This window comes from Natronomonas gomsonensis (genome assembly GCF_013391635.1).
GTDB classification, from domain to species: Archaea; Halobacteriota; Halobacteria; order Halobacteriales; family Haloarculaceae; genus Natronomonas; species Natronomonas gomsonensis_A.
The window spans coordinates 874,788-890,535 of sequence record NZ_JACAWU010000002.1; the positions used below are offsets into that span (position 1 = coordinate 874,788).

General features: G+C 62.0%; 16 protein-coding genes. 4 read left to right on the top strand and 12 right to left on the bottom strand.

Annotated elements, in window-relative coordinates; genetic code table 11:
- Positions 1-34: 34 nt before the first annotated feature.
- The 9 genes from HWX69_RS12995 to HWX69_RS13035 all read right to left on the bottom strand — a co-directional run bounded on the left by HWX69_RS12995 (position 35) and on the right by HWX69_RS13035 (position 7,624).
- Positions 35-526 carry a hypothetical protein gene (locus HWX69_RS12995; protein WP_178917514.1) on the bottom strand — a complete coding sequence of 164 codons (492 nt, stop codon included), beginning with the start codon at positions 524-526 and terminating at the stop codon, positions 35-37.
- Between the two features lie 164 nt (positions 527-690).
- Complete coding sequence (gene asd, locus HWX69_RS13000) at positions 691-1,725, bottom strand: aspartate-semialdehyde dehydrogenase (protein WP_178917515.1); 1,035 nt, start codon at positions 1,723-1,725, stop codon at positions 691-693.
- A gap of 115 nt (positions 1,726-1,840) precedes the next feature.
- Positions 1,841-2,029: a 30S ribosomal protein S17e gene (locus tag HWX69_RS13005; RefSeq protein WP_156710463.1), complete on the bottom strand. Its 189-nt coding sequence runs from the start codon at positions 2,027-2,029 to the stop codon at positions 1,841-1,843.
- Between the two features lie 87 nt (positions 2,030-2,116).
- A complete protein-coding gene (locus tag HWX69_RS13010; RefSeq protein ID WP_178917516.1) occupies positions 2,117-2,716 on the bottom strand; it encodes a DUF447 domain-containing protein in 600 nt (199 codons plus the stop codon).
- A 3-nt stretch (positions 2,717-2,719) separates the two neighbouring features.
- Complete coding sequence (locus HWX69_RS13015; RefSeq protein WP_178917517.1) at positions 2,720-3,553, bottom strand: triphosphoribosyl-dephospho-CoA synthase; 834 nt, start codon at positions 3,551-3,553, stop codon at positions 2,720-2,722.
- Positions 3,546-4,316: a tRNA-dihydrouridine synthase gene (locus HWX69_RS13020; protein ID WP_178917518.1), complete on the bottom strand. Its 771-nt coding sequence runs from the start codon at positions 4,314-4,316 to the stop codon at positions 3,546-3,548. Before HWX69_RS13020 ends, HWX69_RS13015 begins: the two co-directional genes overlap by 8 nt.
- A complete protein-coding gene (cofD, locus tag HWX69_RS13025; RefSeq protein ID WP_178917519.1) occupies positions 4,316-5,317 on the bottom strand; it encodes a 2-phospho-L-lactate transferase in 1,002 nt (333 codons plus the stop codon). The genes HWX69_RS13020 and cofD overlap by 1 nt, the downstream gene beginning before the upstream one ends.
- Before the next feature lie 48 nt (positions 5,318-5,365).
- Positions 5,366-6,352: a transcription initiation factor IIB gene (locus tag HWX69_RS13030; protein ID WP_178917520.1), complete on the bottom strand. Its 987-nt coding sequence runs from the start codon at positions 6,350-6,352 to the stop codon at positions 5,366-5,368.
- 213 nt (positions 6,353-6,565) lie between these two features.
- Positions 6,566-7,624, bottom strand: coding sequence for an ABC transporter ATP-binding protein (locus HWX69_RS13035; protein ID WP_178917521.1), 1,059 nt, complete (start codon positions 7,622-7,624; stop codon positions 6,566-6,568).
- 174 nt (positions 7,625-7,798) lie between these two features.
- On the opposite strand from HWX69_RS13035, the gene HWX69_RS13040 reads away from it, so the two are divergent.
- From HWX69_RS13040 to pcp, 4 genes are all read left to right on the top strand, one after another.
- On the top strand, positions 7,799-8,953 hold the full coding sequence (locus HWX69_RS13040) for an ABC transporter substrate-binding protein (RefSeq protein ID WP_178917522.1): 1,155 nt from the start codon (positions 7,799-7,801) through the stop codon (positions 8,951-8,953).
- 91 nt (positions 8,954-9,044) lie between these two features.
- Complete coding sequence (locus HWX69_RS13045) at positions 9,045-9,824, top strand: ABC transporter permease (protein WP_178917523.1); 780 nt, start codon at positions 9,045-9,047, stop codon at positions 9,822-9,824.
- Positions 9,824-10,645: an ABC transporter permease gene (locus HWX69_RS13050; protein WP_178917524.1), complete on the top strand. Its 822-nt coding sequence runs from the start codon at positions 9,824-9,826 to the stop codon at positions 10,643-10,645. The genes HWX69_RS13045 and HWX69_RS13050 overlap by 1 nt, the downstream gene beginning before the upstream one ends.
- On the top strand, positions 10,642-11,271 hold the full coding sequence (gene pcp / locus HWX69_RS13055; RefSeq protein WP_178917525.1) for a pyroglutamyl-peptidase I: 630 nt from the start codon (positions 10,642-10,644) through the stop codon (positions 11,269-11,271). The genes HWX69_RS13050 and pcp overlap by 4 nt, the downstream gene beginning before the upstream one ends.
- A gap of 65 nt (positions 11,272-11,336) precedes the next feature.
- Here pcp and HWX69_RS13060 read toward each other — a convergent pair whose 3' ends face one another.
- Genes HWX69_RS13060 through HWX69_RS13070 form a run of 3 tightly spaced genes read right to left on the bottom strand, consistent with a single transcriptional unit; the run spans position 11,337 to position 15,746 of the window.
- Complete coding sequence (locus HWX69_RS13060) at positions 11,337-12,152, bottom strand: creatininase family protein (protein WP_178917526.1); 816 nt, start codon at positions 12,150-12,152, stop codon at positions 11,337-11,339.
- Positions 12,139-13,743 carry a hydantoinase B/oxoprolinase family protein gene (locus HWX69_RS13065; RefSeq protein WP_178917527.1) on the bottom strand — a complete coding sequence of 535 codons (1,605 nt, stop codon included), beginning with the start codon at positions 13,741-13,743 and terminating at the stop codon, positions 12,139-12,141. Before HWX69_RS13065 ends, HWX69_RS13060 begins: the two co-directional genes overlap by 14 nt.
- Positions 13,740-15,746, bottom strand: a complete 2,007-nt coding sequence (locus HWX69_RS13070) for a hydantoinase/oxoprolinase family protein (RefSeq protein ID WP_178917528.1) — start codon at positions 15,744-15,746, stop codon at positions 13,740-13,742. The genes HWX69_RS13065 and HWX69_RS13070 overlap by 4 nt, the downstream gene beginning before the upstream one ends.
- Between the last annotated feature and the right edge of the window lie 2 nt (positions 15,747-15,748).

Consider the following 15,748-nt stretch of genomic DNA (forward strand, 5'->3'; position numbering starts at 1 on the left):
ACCGGGGAGCCATAACACCGACGATGTCGACCGCTCAGAGGGCGGCCGCGACGCCGAGCATCGACCCGCCGAGGACGGCGGAGACGACGAGGATGCCGAGTAAGTCGGCCCGCGTTGGCGGGTCGGGGAGGTCGGCTGTTTTTGCGTCGCGGCGATGCTTCTCGACGGCGATGGCGAAGCCGACGCTACCGAGCAGAACCCCGCCGCCGACGGCACCGACCGCCGAGAGACCGACTTCTCGCAGCGACTCCTCGACGAGGACGGGGCCGAGTTGGCCGGCCAGCGGCACCGTCCCCGCGGCCCAACTGGCGAGGACGCTTCCGTTGAGATAGCCGGCGACGAACGAAAGCAGGAGTCCGCCGAGGACGCCGACGGCGGCGTACACCGTGAAAACCGTCGGGGAGAACTCGCTCCCGAAGACCGTGCGGGCCGCCTCCAGCCCCGCGACGAGCAGCGCCAACCCGACCGCGATGCCACAGAAGTAGCCGGTGAGCCGCGGCGTCCGCCCGAGGAGGTGTTCGCGCATACCGGCCCGTGGACGCGCCGCTTTAGGACGGTTTCGGTTGGGCGAACAGGCGGCACGCTCCAGTCACCGTAGCCCGTGTGCCACGCTCCCGCCACGGCGGACCACGGCCGCTCGTCAGCGCATACGGCCCGTGGCCTCGGTTTCGTATATAAAATCGAGGGACTCTAGAGGTAGCCCTCTTCGAGCAGCAGTTCGCCGTTGAGAACCGACGCGCCGGCCGCGCCGCGGATGGTGTTGTGGGCGAGACAGTTGTACTGGACGCCGTGTGGCGTCGACTCGATGCCGCCGGCGGCGACGGACATACCGTCGCCGAGCATGCGGTCCATTCGGGGCTGGGGCCGCTCGGGGTCCTCGAACACCTCGATGAGTTGGTCGGGCGAGGAGTGGAGGTCGACGCTCGGGAAGTCGGTCATCGCCTCGGCGATTTCCTCGACCGTGGGGTCCTCGGAGAGGTCGGCCCAGACGTTCTCGAGGTGGCCGTCGAGCGTGGGGATGCGGTTACAGGAGGCCGACACCTCGGCGTCGTGCATCCGGAGCTCGGCGCCGTCGAAGTCACCGAGCAGTTTGCGGGATTCGGTCTCCATCTTCTCGGCTTCGCCGCCGATGTGGGGCAGGGCGTTGTCGATGATTTCCATCGAGGTGACGCCGGAGTAGCCGGCGCCGGAGACGGCCTGCAGCGTGGCGACGTGGACGCGCTCGACGCCGAAGTCGTCGAGGGCCGCCAGCGTCGGCACGAACGTAATCGTCGAGCAGTTGGGGTTCTTCACGAGTGCGCCGTCCCAGCCGCGCTCGTCGCGCTGGACCTCGATGAGGCTGAGATGGTCGGCGTTGACCTCGGGGATGGTCAGCGGGATGTCCTCGTCCATCCGGCCGTTCGAGGAGTTCGAGGAGACGACGTAGCCGTCCTCGACGAAGGCGGGTTCGACCGCCGCGCCGACGCTGGAGGGCAACGAGGAGAACAGCAGGTCAACGTCGTTGGGAACCGCGTCGGGCTCGGTTTCGACGACGGTGATGTCGGCGACGGATTCCGGAATCGGCGTTCCGACGCGCCACTTGGCGGCGTCGCGGTAGGTCCGACCGGCCGAATCCTCCGAGGCGGTGAGGGCGGCGATTTCGAACTCCGGGTGTGGTGCGAGCAGTTGGATGAGTCGCTGTCCGACGGCGCCGGTCGCGCCGAGGACACCTACACGGGTAGACATTGGTGGACGTATAACGAGCCCACCAAAAACGGTTGTGAAAGACGCAGGAACTGTCCGGCGATTCCTGCCGGTACCGTCGCTGTCCGTTCGAAAGCGAGAGAAACGAAAGCCCGTTCTACGCCGGCGTCGCGCGCTGCTTGCGAGTGACGTATCCGGCGACTCGGTTCCGGACGCCCTTCGACTCGATGTTGGTCAGCTCCTCTACCAGTTCCTTGTTGTGCTCGAAATCGGCACCGAAGGCTTTCGGGTAGCGTTCCATGAGCAGCGTTGCGGTCTTCTTGACGTAGGCGGGCTTGATGGCCATTGGTAAAGTCCCCTACTGTGCTGTGATTCAAAAAAGGTTCGAAAGGGCCGTCAGACCGTGCGGGACCGAAACACGGGTGCGGCGGCGTCAGACCGAGATATCGGCGTGTGTACGCAGGCGGTCGAAGGCCGCCCGCTCTCGCTCGCCGCCGCATCGCTCGACGACATCGGCGAAGTACGCCAACCGTTCCCGAAGCGTCTCGTCGTCGTAACTCGGCACGTCCAGCCGCGAGGCGGCGACCGTCGCCTCGACGACGGCGTAGTAGCCGCGGTTCGTCGTAGGGACGACGCGCCGCTCGACGGCCGACTCGACGGGTGAGAGCGCCCACTCGACCCACTGCGTGTCGCCCTCGACTCCATCCTCGACGGCGTCGACCTCGACGCGGACCCACGCGTCGGCGCTGTCGAGGACCGGGTCGTCCTCCTCCCGGACCGAACACGCCGCGTCGACGAAGTCGACCGGGTCACGGGTGAACTGGACGTGCCCCTCGCCGCGTTCCGTGAAGTTCCGCCAGGTCCGGGTCCGGCCCCACGTGCGGGCGGTTGCGGTCCCGTCGGACGTGTCGGTGGCGAACAGCCCGAGTGCGGCGACGTTCCAGCGGCCGTTCGGCCCGAGCGTCGTCACGACCGATTCGGTGACGCCGCGTAACTCGGCCGGCCACTCGGCGGCCCCCCCGCTTTCGCCCATCGCTCACACCTCCATGCCTCGCTCCAGCGCGACGAACAGCGCGGCGGCGGTGAGGTCGGCCGTCGTGCCGGGGTTGATATCGCGGTCGCGGAACTCCTCGGCCAGTTCCTCGGCGTCTTCGGTGCCGTCGAGGACGGCCCGTGCCCGTTCGGTCGCCTCCTCGGCGGCGGCCTCGCCGTTGCGCGTGACGACGAAGGTGTCCGGTTGTTCGGCGAGCAGTCGGAGGAAGGCCCGCGAGGCGCGCCGATAAATCGGTCCGTCGTCCTCCAGCAACCACTGGGCAGCTTCGAAACTGCGCTCGAAGCCGTTCGTCCACTCCGCTGCAACACCGTCGACGTCCGCCGAGAGTTCCATCACGTCGTACAGCGTCGTTCCGCGCTCCCGGAGCGTCTCCACGGCGTCGCTCCCGCGGCGTACGTCGAGTGCGTCGGCATCCTCGGGGAGGTCGTCGACTGCTACGTCGACGTGGTCGAACGCCCGGTAGAAATCGCAGGCATCGTCGACGGTAGTCGATTCGACGACATCGGCGACTCCCGCCGTGGAGAGCCGGTCGGTCGCGGCCGCCCGAACGAGCGGCGTCAACATCAGGAGCGCACCGAACTGGGTGTTGCCGCCGGATTGCTCGGCCATCCCCGCGACGGCACGCTCGAAGGCTCGCCCGACCGCCGCGCCGTCGGCGGCCATCCGGAGGCCGCGAAGCGAGCCGACGGCCCCCGCGAGGAACTGCTCGAACCGCAGGTCGTCGTAGTCGCGGTGGCGGTCGACGTTGCCCGGTTTCGGCGTTCCCGAGACCTCAAGCAGCAACGCGAGTTGACCGTTCTCGGCGGCGTCACGCATCCGGCGACACCTCCGCTCCCGACCGTGTGTCGGCGAAGTACGCCTCAACCGCCTCCCGAACACGTCGGAGGACTGCCGGGTCCGTCGAAGGACGACCGACCGACACGGCGTCCGCACCGTATTCGAGATACTCAAAGACCGTCTCGCGGTCCCGGACGCCGTTGTTCGCCACGACGAACGCCTCCGGGACCGCCTCGACGACGTCACCGACGACCGACTCGCTGTCCATCGCATCGACGTGGATTACGTCCGCCCCCGTATCGACGAGTCGCGCCGAAAGCCCCGGCAACTCGACGCCCGGAACCTCGGTTCTAACTTTCACGCTCACGGTCGCGCCGGCGTTGGCTGCCGCGGCGACCTGTTCACAGAGGCGCTCGCCGTCTTTGAGTAGCGATTCGCCCGCGTCAGCGGCACACATCTCCGCCTGCCGGCAGTGGGCGTTGATTTCGAGGAGCGCATCGTGGTCGGCACAGACCGCCGCCGCCTCGGCGATGGGGTCCAGCGTCGCGCTGCGAACGTTGACCCCCGGCAGCACGCCGACGGCATCGAGCGCCGTGAGTTGGTCGTCGACGAACGCTATCGGGTCCGCCGGCAGGAACTCATCGCGGTCGCGGTCGCGGAGGTCTCGGGCGGCACTGCGCGTCGCTTCGTCGAGTGCGACGCCGCCGAGGATGGCACAACCGACGTGTGGCGCAGCCTGCTTCGCCCACACGGCGTCGGATTGGCCGGACAGCGACGCTGCGGCGAGACGAGGACTGAACATCAGACCACCCCTCCGACGCGTTCGATGGCCTCACGGACGGCCCGGCATACGCGTTCGCCGTCGGCAGGGTCGTCGAGGGTCGTGTCGGTCCGGACGACCGGGCGGTCGATGTCGGTTCCGTCGTCGGTGTCGAGGACGAAGGCGTCGGCAAAGGGGTACGCCTCCGCGACGCCGGCCGTCGAAGGATCGGAGCCCGTCGCGGCCATCAGTTTCCCGGCCGGCCCGGAGAACACTCGGTCCTCGACGAACGGGGAGACGGCGACGACCGGTGTCGATTCGAGCGCCTCGCGAATCCCGTCGAGGGCGAGCATCGGCCCGATGCTCGTCACCGGGTTCGAGGGACCGACGACCACCGGGGCGTCGAGGGCATCACGGACAGCATCCGTGGCGCTTGCTGTCTCCGCGCCGCGGAACTCGACGGACTCGACTGTGGGTTCGGCGCGTCGGTGGACCCAGAACTCCTGGAAGTGCATCGGCCCCGACTCGGTGTGGACGATGGTGGCGACGGAATCGTCGCTCATCGGCAGGATGGGGCGCTCGACGCCGAGGGCGTCGGCAAGCGTCCGCGTCGCCTCGGTGAGGGTCCGACCTTCGTCGAGCAGTCCCGTCCGGGTGATGTGGAGCGCACGGTCTCGGTCGCCCAACTCCATGAACTCCGCGACGCCGGAGAAGCGCCGCCAACGTGCGATGTCCCGGCCGGCCGTCTGGGCCGAATCAGGGAGGTATCGCGGGCCGGCGTCGAGGCCGGCTGTATCGGCAAGGGCCTGTAACTCCTCGTGGGTTTCCGTCGTGTCGTCCTCGATACCCCACCACGTCTCGCGGTCGAGGCGGCCGCTCTCGGCGAACAGGGTCGTGTCCACGTCGGGACAGACCAGCAGGCCACCCAACTCCACGTCGTCGCCGGTGTTGGCGACGACCGGCGTCTCGGCGGGGTCGAAGACGCCGTCACCGCCGTCGAGGAGTTTCGGCGTCCCCGTCCCGCCCGCGAGGAACGTAACCATACGTCGGCTTTCGCGCCGACGGGTTTGTATCTGACCGTTAGCCGACGGTCACGTCGTCACGTCGGCGGCCCGGAGAATCTGCTTGTAGCGATTGCGGATGGTGACCTCCGAGATGTCGCAGACATCGCTGACCTCGCTTTGGGTGACCTTCTGATTGCAGAGCAACGCAGCGGCGTACACCGCGGCGGCGGCGAGGCCGACCGGTGACTTCCCCGAGACGATGCCGGCGGCCGCGGCACTGTCGAGGAGGTCCCGAGCGCGGCGTTCGACCGCCTCGTCGACGCCGAGTTCGCTGCCGAACCGCGGGATGTAACTCTTCGGGTCGGCGGGCCGGATTTCCAGTTTCAATTCGCGGACGACGTACCTGTAGGTTCGTGAGATTTCGCTGCGGCCGACACGGGAGACGCGCTCGATTTCGTCAAGGCTGCGAGGGGTCCCGGCCTGCCGGGCAGCGGCGTATAACGCCGAGGCCGCGACGCCCTCGATGGAGCGACCGGGCAAGAGGTCGTCGTCGAGGGCCCGCCGATAGATGACCGAGGCGGTTTCCCGGACGTTCTCGGGGAGGCCGAGTGCGCTTGCCATCCGGTCGATTTCGCCGAGTGCCTGCTTGAGGTTGCGCTCCTTGGAGTCACGGGTGCGGAACCGCTCGTTCCACGTCCGCAGGCGTTGCATCTTCTGGCGCTGGCGACTCGACAGGGAGTTGCCGTAGGCGTCTTTGTCCTGCCAGCCGATGTTCGTCGACAGCCCCTCGTCGTGCATCATCTTCGTCGTCGGCGCGCCGACGCGGGACTTCCGGTCGCGCTCGGCGGAGTCGAAGGCGCGCCACTCAGGCCCGCGGTCGATTTCGTCTTCCTCGACGACCAGTCCGCACTCGCTACAAACAGTTTCGCCCGTATCGACGGCAGTTTCGAGCCGACCATCGCACTCGGGACAGGCCTCCGTGCGTTCCCGTGAGTCAGCCGTGCGGCGTTCCGTCGTCGATTCGGCTGCTTCGGTTCCCCGCTCGACATCCGTTCGCGTGTTCGTGTTACTCATAGTCGGAATCCAGCGTCGGTCACTCGAACGCCCGTTCTCCGGAGGTTCCCGCACGCACTGGTGGTACCCGAACTACCCCGAACTGCTTCAAGAGAGTTTTCCGAATTCTCACCCAATTTCGGAAGGTGGGCGATTCCACAGCTCTCGAAGGAACGAATGCCCAGATACTGACTCACAGGCCGGAAACGGTACTGACGCGCCGTTTCGGCGCTGTCACTTTGCTTCTGGATGCAGTATGACTGTATCGTCCGTGTCCCAACCGAGCGTAATTGTATCTCCCTCGTCGTGTTCAACGTCTGGAAGTGTCGCGACGAATCGTTCATCCCCTGCGATACGCACGGTGTAGTCCGTGAGCTCACCTCGATAAACGACGTTCTCTATCGTTCCCGTCACGGTATTATCGCCAGCACCTAGCTGAACGTTCTCTGACCGGACGAAGAACTGGACCGGTTCTTCCGTAGGAAGTTCGAACGCCGGCGTATTTGCCGTTATTTCAGTTTCGAGGGATTCCAAGGTAACCGTCTCCCCGATGTCACGCAACCTGGCGTCGTAAATATTCGACCCGCGGAAAAACCGTGCAATGAACTGGGTTCGGGGCTGTTCGTACACTTCTTCTGGAGACCCGACCTGAACGACTTTGCCACTGTCCATTACCGCAATGCGGTCGCTCATTGAGAGCGCCTCCTCCTGGTCGTGCGTCACGTAGACGAACGTGGTCCCGAGTTCTTCTTGAATCTCTTTCAGTTCGATTTGCATTTCGCGCCGGAGCTTCTCGTCCAATGCACCGAGTGGCTCGTCGAGAAGAAGGACACGCGGCTCGATCGCGAGGGCACGGGCAAGCGCAACGCGCTGTTGTTGCCCGCCTGAGAGCTCGTCGACCTGCCGTTCTTTAAGACCAGGTAGTGAGACTAACTCGAGGAGTTCGTCGACACGCTGGTCAATCGTCGATTGGTCACGACCGCGAATTTCGAGCCCATACCCGATATTCTCGCCGACGGTCATGTGAGGGAATAACGCGTAATCCTGGAAGACCGTATTCACGTCTCGATTATACGGTGGCGCATCCGTCACATCCGTATCTCCGAGATTGATTATCCCATCTGTCGCCGTTTCGAGGCCAGCAATCATCCGTAGAACGGTGGTCTTCCCCGACCCTGACGGGCCAAGAATGGTGAAAAACTCGCTTTCAGAGATATCGAGATCGATACCTTCCACCGCGACCACGTCTCCGAACTCCTTGCGCACCTCGCGAAGTCCGATAACAGTACTCATTCAGTTGTTGGTACCTCCCCCTTGACGGGCTTATACCTGTTTGTTACTCCAACTCGTTGATTCGGGGTAACAATGTCTGAAATACTCCCCATTCATCCAAATTATGAATCTCTGCTATGTTGTATGAACAGTTCACAACAACACTTATTGACAGACGCTCGCCTGTGTCAGGTAATGTCAGACGGAAACCTGTCCCGTCGTGAGTACGTCACCCAAGGCGCCGCTGCCGCGGCGCTGGCTGCTGGGTTGGCGGGCTGTATCGGCGGTGGCAACGGTGACGATGAAACGAGTACGCTCGAATACGGAGCCATCGCGACCGCGGACGCGGGGGATTGGAGCGACTTCGAGGATGAAACCGGTTGGGAACTGAGTTTCTCGACGATTAGCAACACGCCGGGTGAACTCCTCAGCACGCTCGTCGCCGGTGGAGGGCGCGAACTCTACGACGTTCTCGGACCTGTTGGTGGTATTCAGCCGCCGCTTGCATCGGAGGGTGCCATTCAGCCAGTCGACACGGACCGATTAGACAACTGGGATGCCCAGTACGACTACTGGGAAACTGATCAGGGTCGGGACTTCATCAGCCATGACGGTGATATCTACGGAATCCCGATCGTCTGGCAGGGTGACTCGATTGCGTACCTGCCGGATGAGGTCGGAGAGATTACATCCTACGGTGCACTCTTCGATGAGGAGTACGCTGGCCAAGTCGCTATCGAGGACAATTACACGACTGCCGGCCAAAAGACGGCGATGTATCTCGACCACCACGATATCGAGGACATCGAGGATCCCCGAAACATGACCGCATCGGAGTTCGAAACGGTCGTCGACTTCCTCATCGAACAGAAGGAGTCCGGACAGTTCAGGACGATGTGGTCCGGATACGAGAACGCGGTAAACCTGATGTCGAACGGTGAGGTCGTCGTGATGGATACGTGGGAACCGGTCGTCTTCGATCTTCGCGACCAGGGCGTCAATGCAGAGTACGCGGAACCTGAAGAGGGGTACCTCCTTTGGGCACTCGCCGACTACGTCGTCAGGCCTGAGGAGGAGCGCTCCGACGCCCGAGAAGAAGCAATCTACGACTTCCTTGACTGGAACCTTGCCGGCTGGTATGGAGCGACGATAACCCAACAGACGGGCTACATGACGAACCCTGCTGCGATAGAGTACGCGGAGGAATCTGACGAATTCGACGCCGACGAGATTCGTGAGATTCACGAAGGAGTCAGCGAACGCTTCGAGGTCGGAGGGAGTTGGCAGCAGCGGTGGCCCGACGAGCGGGAAGTGTACGAAGAACAGTGGGAGCGGCTCCGAAGCGCCTGATATGCGAACAGAACTTCGACAGAGACTGCCACAGCTTCAGCTTGCGCCCGCAGTCGCAACGCTGTTTTTGATTTTTGTTGTCCCGTTGGTAATGACCTTCATGTGGGGATTCTGGCCCAGAACCGAGTTTTGGATGGAACCCGGATTCACGCTCGCGTCTTACGAGGCGTTCTTCTCCTCAGGGCGAGTAGATGTCTACTTGCAGAGCCTTCGCCTCAGTGTGATTACGGTGGTTCTCTCGTTGAGTCTCGGCTATCCAGTTGCGTACTATTTGGGTCGCCGGCTCGACGAAGATGTCGCCTTCGGGCTCTTGTTCGTGTTCGTACTGCCGTTTATAATCAGCAGTGTCGTTCGAACGCTTTCGTGGCGGTTCCTCCTCGGTCGTGAGGGCCTCGTGAACCAGACCCTCGTGGCAGTGGGTCTCGTTAACGCTCCGCTCGACTGGCTCCTGTTCTCCGAAGTCGCCGTCGTTATCGGACTCGTCACGGCAACGCTGCCGTTCGTAATCTTCCCGGTCTGGCTCTCACTCCGAACGATCGACGACTCGCTGTTAGAGGCGAGTGCTGACCTCGGCGCTCATCCTGTCACGACCTTTCGACGAGTAACAGTCCCGCTGTCGCTCCCCGGTGTCTTCGCGGCAAGTATCTTCTCGTTCGTTACGGCGTTCGGCGAGACAGCCATCCCGCAACTACTCGGTGGAAGCGGCTTCTCGACAGTTGGTACGTCGATCACGAGTGTACTTGGAGTCCTGAATTATCCGCTTGCAGCTGCCATCAGCAGTATCTCGATTGCAACGATGCTGGTCCTCCTAGGACTGTGGTCCCACTTCTTTGACATCGACCGACTTGTCAGCCTCGGAGGGACGCACTAATGAGCGAAATGAAACGAGGGATACTGGCGAAACTCCCGGAGGTTTCCGAGCAGACCGTCAACCGACTGTTCGCACTCTACACTGCGGCAGTCGTGTTCGTTCTGCTTCTGCCGTTAGCGTATCTTCTCCCAATTTCGATGCACCCCGACGGATTGACCCAGATACCGACGTCACCCACGCTCAAGTGGTACTCTCAGCTCTTCGCAAACGGAAGTCTGCTTTCAGCACTCGGTGTTTCCGTCCAACTTGGCTTGCTGACTGCCGTCGTGACGACGCCACTGGCATTCCTTGCAGCAGCGGGGACGAGAAACGTCGCTCGTCGCGATTTGGTAATCGGATTTTTCCTACTCCCGATTTTCATGCCTGGCGTCAGCGTTGGGCTTGGTCTTGCGGTCTATTTTGAACTCATTGGCGTTTCCCTGTCGATCTGGACAATGCTCATCGGTCACATTCTGTGGACGTTCCCGTTCGCCTACATAATCATCCTGACGAGCATGGCGAGCTTTGATCCACATCTGAAGGAGGCTGCCTATGACCTCGGGGCCAACGAGTGGCGGGCCTTCCGGGACGTCGAACTCCCGCGAATACAGCCCGGGCTAATCGGGGCTGCGATCTTCTCGTTCACGCTCTCGTTCAACGAGTTCTCTCGGACAATGCTGGTTCGAGGACCAACTGATACGCTCCCGACTTACGTGTTGAGCCGAGTCCAGAACCTCGGAGTGGACCCAACGGTGTATGCTATCTCTGGACTTACAGTCGTAGTATCGAGTATCCTCCTCGTCGTCATTGGGTACTTTACACTCAAGACAACCGAGTCATGAACACGTTACTGCTCACTGGATACGAACCGTTCGGATCGTACGAGACGAATCCCTCGGCGCGAATCGCACACGCCCTCGATGGAGAGACAGTCGGCGAATACACGATCGTTGGTCGTGAGCTGCCTGTTGTCTTCGATGAGGCGTTGCCAATGGTTATCAACGAGATCGACGCTCACGCTCCGGATTCGATCCTCTCAACGGGATTGATGCCGGAACGAGAGGCGATCTCCGTCGAACGAGTCGGCATCAACGTCCGAGATGCGGGTGATGTTCCGGACAATGCTGAGTGTTCTCCCGTCGATACGCCTGTTGACCGTGATGGGCCGACCGCCTACTTTGCGACAGTCCCTATCAGAGAGCTAGTCGCTGCGTCGAAAGACGTTGGCGTCCCCGCTCGGGTTTCGAACACTGCAGGAACGCATCTCTGTAACAATATTCTCTACGCTACGCGGCACTACATCGAAACAAACGACCTCTCCATCCGGTCGGGGTTTGTTCACGTACCGTTCACACATGACCAGGTTGCCCGCCGTGATGAGGTTTCTCCGAGCATGAGTTACGGTGCGATGGAGCGGTCAATCAGGGCAATGCTGAATACGCTCTCATCGGACAGCAACGTGGAGTGATCGTCCCGGCCCGGGAGCCAGGACGTTCTCTCCGAAGTCCCGGCACCTGAGCGTCGAACCCCACTCTACGAACTACTCGCCGAGCGATGTTCGGCAAGCTCGTCGAGGAAGGTGACCGCATCTGTTACGAGCCGTTCGTACAACTGCTCTCCCTTCGCTGCTGAGGCGTTCGTCGGATCCCCCACGTGGCCGAGATGTCCTGCCGCTGGATCGTGTCCGCTGCTCGGTGAGAGGATTCGATCACCGTTCCCCACGAGATTGTTCGATTGGAACTGTGAGAACGTCTCACTCGTTTCCTTCTCGAACTTCGATTCTCGGACAAGGTCCGGGTAATGGAACTGCATGAATGAGGTTTCGAACTCGCCACCATGCATTCCATCTTCGGAGCCACCGTCGCGAAGATCGGTGTGGATCTCAACGCCGAACCGAAGTGGATCAAGTGTCGCAAAGAACACGTCCGGATGCTCATCTACGAGGCGCTTGCTCGCTGTGTCGATCGCCGTGAGATTCGCGACGCGATGGCCGTTGACGGTGATGATGTTCTCGAAACCGTGACCGATGAGGCTCTCATAGACATCGACCAGCACTGATGTCGTGGTCTCTGTCGACAGCGAGATCGTCCCTGGGAACTCGAGATGGTGGCCTGCGTCACCGTATGGGATTGCTGGAGCGACGAGAACGTCGGCGCGTTCGGCGATGCCGTCTCCGAGCGTTTCTGCTTGCATTGCATCGACACCAAGCGGCAGATGAGGGCCATGCTGCTCGGTCGACCCAATCGGAACGATAACCGTCGGCGACGGTTCATCCTCGAGATACGTCTCCACATCCTCCCACGTCAGCTCATTCAATCGATGAGAGATGGCCGGATTACTCATCGTCATCACCAGTCTTCCCATCGATTCGGTCTTCGGCACATTCGGCGGCCGACCGTTCCGTCGGGTCGCCGTAGCCGCCACCGCCCGGTGTTTTGACCGTAACAGTTGACCCAGCATCGATATCAACTGTCGTCTTCGCCGGCACTGGTGACCCGTCAATCAGATTCGCACCCGTCGTTCCATCCGCCCCGCCGTGGCTGCCCCGTGGTGGGAATTTTCGGCGCTCCGTCAACAGGGATACCGTCGCAGCCGTCTCGACGGTAATCGAGCGTTCGATACCGAGGCCGCCACGGTGTTTTCCGTCACCGCCACTGCCGTCTCTTAGTTCGTACCGCTCGACACGCATCGGATACTCCGCTTCGAGCGCTTCAATCGGTGTGTTGAGTGTGTTCGTCATGCCTACTTGGACGCCGTCGATTCCGTCACTGGTTGCACGCCCGCCGAACCCGCCACCAATCGTCTCGTAGTACGTGAACCCATCGCCGTTTCGGGTCCCGATGATGAGATTGTTCATCGTCCCCTGGCTTTGTGCAGGGACGCGCTCTGGAACCGCCTCTGCAAAGGCATCCAGCACCACGTCGGTGACTCGCTGGCTTGTTTCCACGTTCCCGCCGACGACGGCAGCGGGATGGGTCGGATTGAGCAACGAACCTTCGGGAACCCGAACCGAAATCGGTTGGTAACAGCCCGCTGTCGGCGGGATATCCGGGTCCGTGACGGCTCGGACGACGAAATACACCGCACTCTTCGCAACGGCCAGCGGTGCGTTCATATTCCCTGCAACTTGGCTGGATGTTCCAGAGAAATCCACATCGACTGTGGCGTCATCAACCGTTACGGTCACCTCAATTGGAATCTCCTCTTCGGTCACACCGTCGCCCTCGAGTCGGTCGCTGGCTCGATAAACGCCGTCCGGAATCTCCTCGAGTTCGTTTTCGATGCGCTTTCGCGAGTAGTCGATAACCGCATCGAACGCCGCCTCGACCGTCGGCCAGCCGTGTTTCTCGACGAGTTCGCGAACCCGCTCGATAGCGCGGTCGTTCGCTGCGAGTTGCGCACGAATGTCTGCACGGCGCTCATTCGGGTTCCGAACGTTCGCCAGAACGAGGTCCATCACCTCCGCGTTTATGTTCTCCTCAGAGACGAGTCTCACGACTGGCAACCGAAGACCTTCCTGATAGATTTCCGTCGCGCCGGCCGGCATACTTCCCGGCGTCATCCCGCCGATATCGCCGTGGTGTGCCCGGGTGACGCCGTACCCGATGATTTCTCCCTCCACGTCAATCGGCGCGACGATCGTCACGTCGGGGAGATGGGTCCCGCCCGTAAACGGATCGTTCAAGACGTATGCCTCTCCAGGCACCGGGTTCCGGTCGCGGACTGCGTAAACCGCTTCGGGCATAGCGCCCAAATGGACTGGGATGTGCTCGGCTTGGGCAACCATCCGGCCGCGTGCATCGAACAAGGCCGTCGAGCAATCCTGCCGTTCTTTGATGTTCGGAGAATACGCACCGTGGATGAGCACATCCCCCATCTCATCGGCGATTCCCTCTAGCTGATTTCGCACGACCTCAAGCGTAACGGCGTCGAGATTCATCGTGTCTCACCTCGCTCGAGCACGAGCCCGCCATCGTCGTGCACTGAACCGGACCATCCGGGCGGCACGACGGCCGTACTTTCGTTGTCTTCGAGAACTGCAGGCCCGGTAATCGACGTCCCGACCTGAACCGTATCTCGATTCCAGATGGAAACATCGTAACGTTCGCCATCGAAATATCCGTCACGGGTGCCGACACTGGAGCTGTCCGTTCCCTCGTACTGCGTTGGTGGAGATTCGTGTTCGACACGGGCGGAGACCCCGAGCGTGACTAACTCGACCGGCTCGTCCATCCGATATCCGTAGGCCTGTTCGTGAGCCGCACCGAATCGAGTCGCGACGGCGTCCAAGTTAACGGGGTCGGTAACGTCGATAGCTAACTCGAAACTCTGTCCCGCATACCGGAGTTCGGCTGTTCGTTCGACAATTGGGGTACCGGTGGTTTCGACATCGTCTAGCACTTCATCGGTCAGTGCTTCGTATATCGACTCGAGTCGAGAGACGTCTGCGTCGTCGAGCAGTGTTCGATGCGTTCGCATTCTGTCGTGTTTCTCGTCGGCACCCAACAGGCCAAAGGCGGACAACACACCACCTGCCAGTGGGATGATGACCCGGTCCATCTCTAGACGATCTGCCAGCGCAGCGGCGTGCATCGGTCCAGCGCCCCCGAAGGCGACCAATCCGAACTCCCGCGGGTCGTGGCCTCGCTCGACGGTGACCGACCGAATCGCGCGTGTCATCTTCGCATTGGCAACGCGGTACACGCCTGCTGCAGCCTCCAGTGCCGAATCGAGTCCCGCTTCATCAGCTAACGAAGCCAAGGCCTCGCGGGCGGCATCGACATCGAGCGAGACCTCGCCACCGAGAGCTGCGTCTTCCCCGATGTATCCGAGGACCACGTTCGCATCCGTAACCGTCGGTTTCGTTCCGCCACGTCCGTAACACGCTGGACCGGGTTGGGCACCGGACGACTCGGGCCCGACGCGCAATGCGCCCCCGGCGTCGACCCAGGCGATGCTTCCGCCACCGGAGCCCACGGTCGTCACATCGACCATCGGCGTCGCGATAGGGTGGCCGCCTATCTCGGCCGACGTCGTCCGTGCAACGTCGCCGTCACGAACAAGACTCACATCGCTCGAGGTTCCGCCCATATCGAACGTCACGAGTCCGTTAAGACCGGCCGCCGATATCGCTGATTCTGCACTGGCTGCGGCACCAACCACACCCGCCGCAGGCCCCGAAAGGACCGTCGTTACCGCATGTTCACGAACTGTTTCGGGGTCAGCGATACCGCCGTTGGACTGCATCACACGCGGCTCTGGAACGCCGAGGGTTTCTGCTTCGCTTGTGACCCGCCCCAGATACGAATCGATTGCAGGCCGAACGTAGGCGTTCACAACTGTCGTTGAAGTCCGTTCATACTCGCGGAATGCGGGGAGGATCTCGTGCGACGCGGATACTGGTATATCGAACTGGTCGCGAAGGCGCTCTGCAATACCTGACTCATTGGAGGGGTCAGCGTAGGAGTGCAACAGAGAGACAGCGATGCTTTCTGCCGACGCAAGCTGGTCGCTCAATTCGTCGACGGCTGCAAGATCGACCTCTTGCTTGACGCCTTCGGGGGTTGTTCGCTCGTCGAGTTCGAACCGGCGTCGACGTGGGACTAACGGTTCGGTACGCTCGGCCGAAAGGTCGTACAAATCCGGACGAGTCTGTCGTCCGATTTCAAGCACGTCCCGGAAGCCTTCCGTCGTCACCAGCGCCGTCTTTGCTCCGTCACCTTCCAGTAGCGCGTTCACCGATACCGTCATCGCGTGTGTGAACACCTCGATATCTTCGACGTCGAGTTCGGCCTTCTGACACGCTTTTTGGATTCCAGTAAACACCCCCTCACTTTGGTCTGCCGTAGAGGGAACTTTCGCTGTCGTCAAGCCATCCGCTGTCGCTAACACCACGTCAGTGAACGTCCCTCCGACGTCGACGCCGACGTGTGGGGTAGTCACGT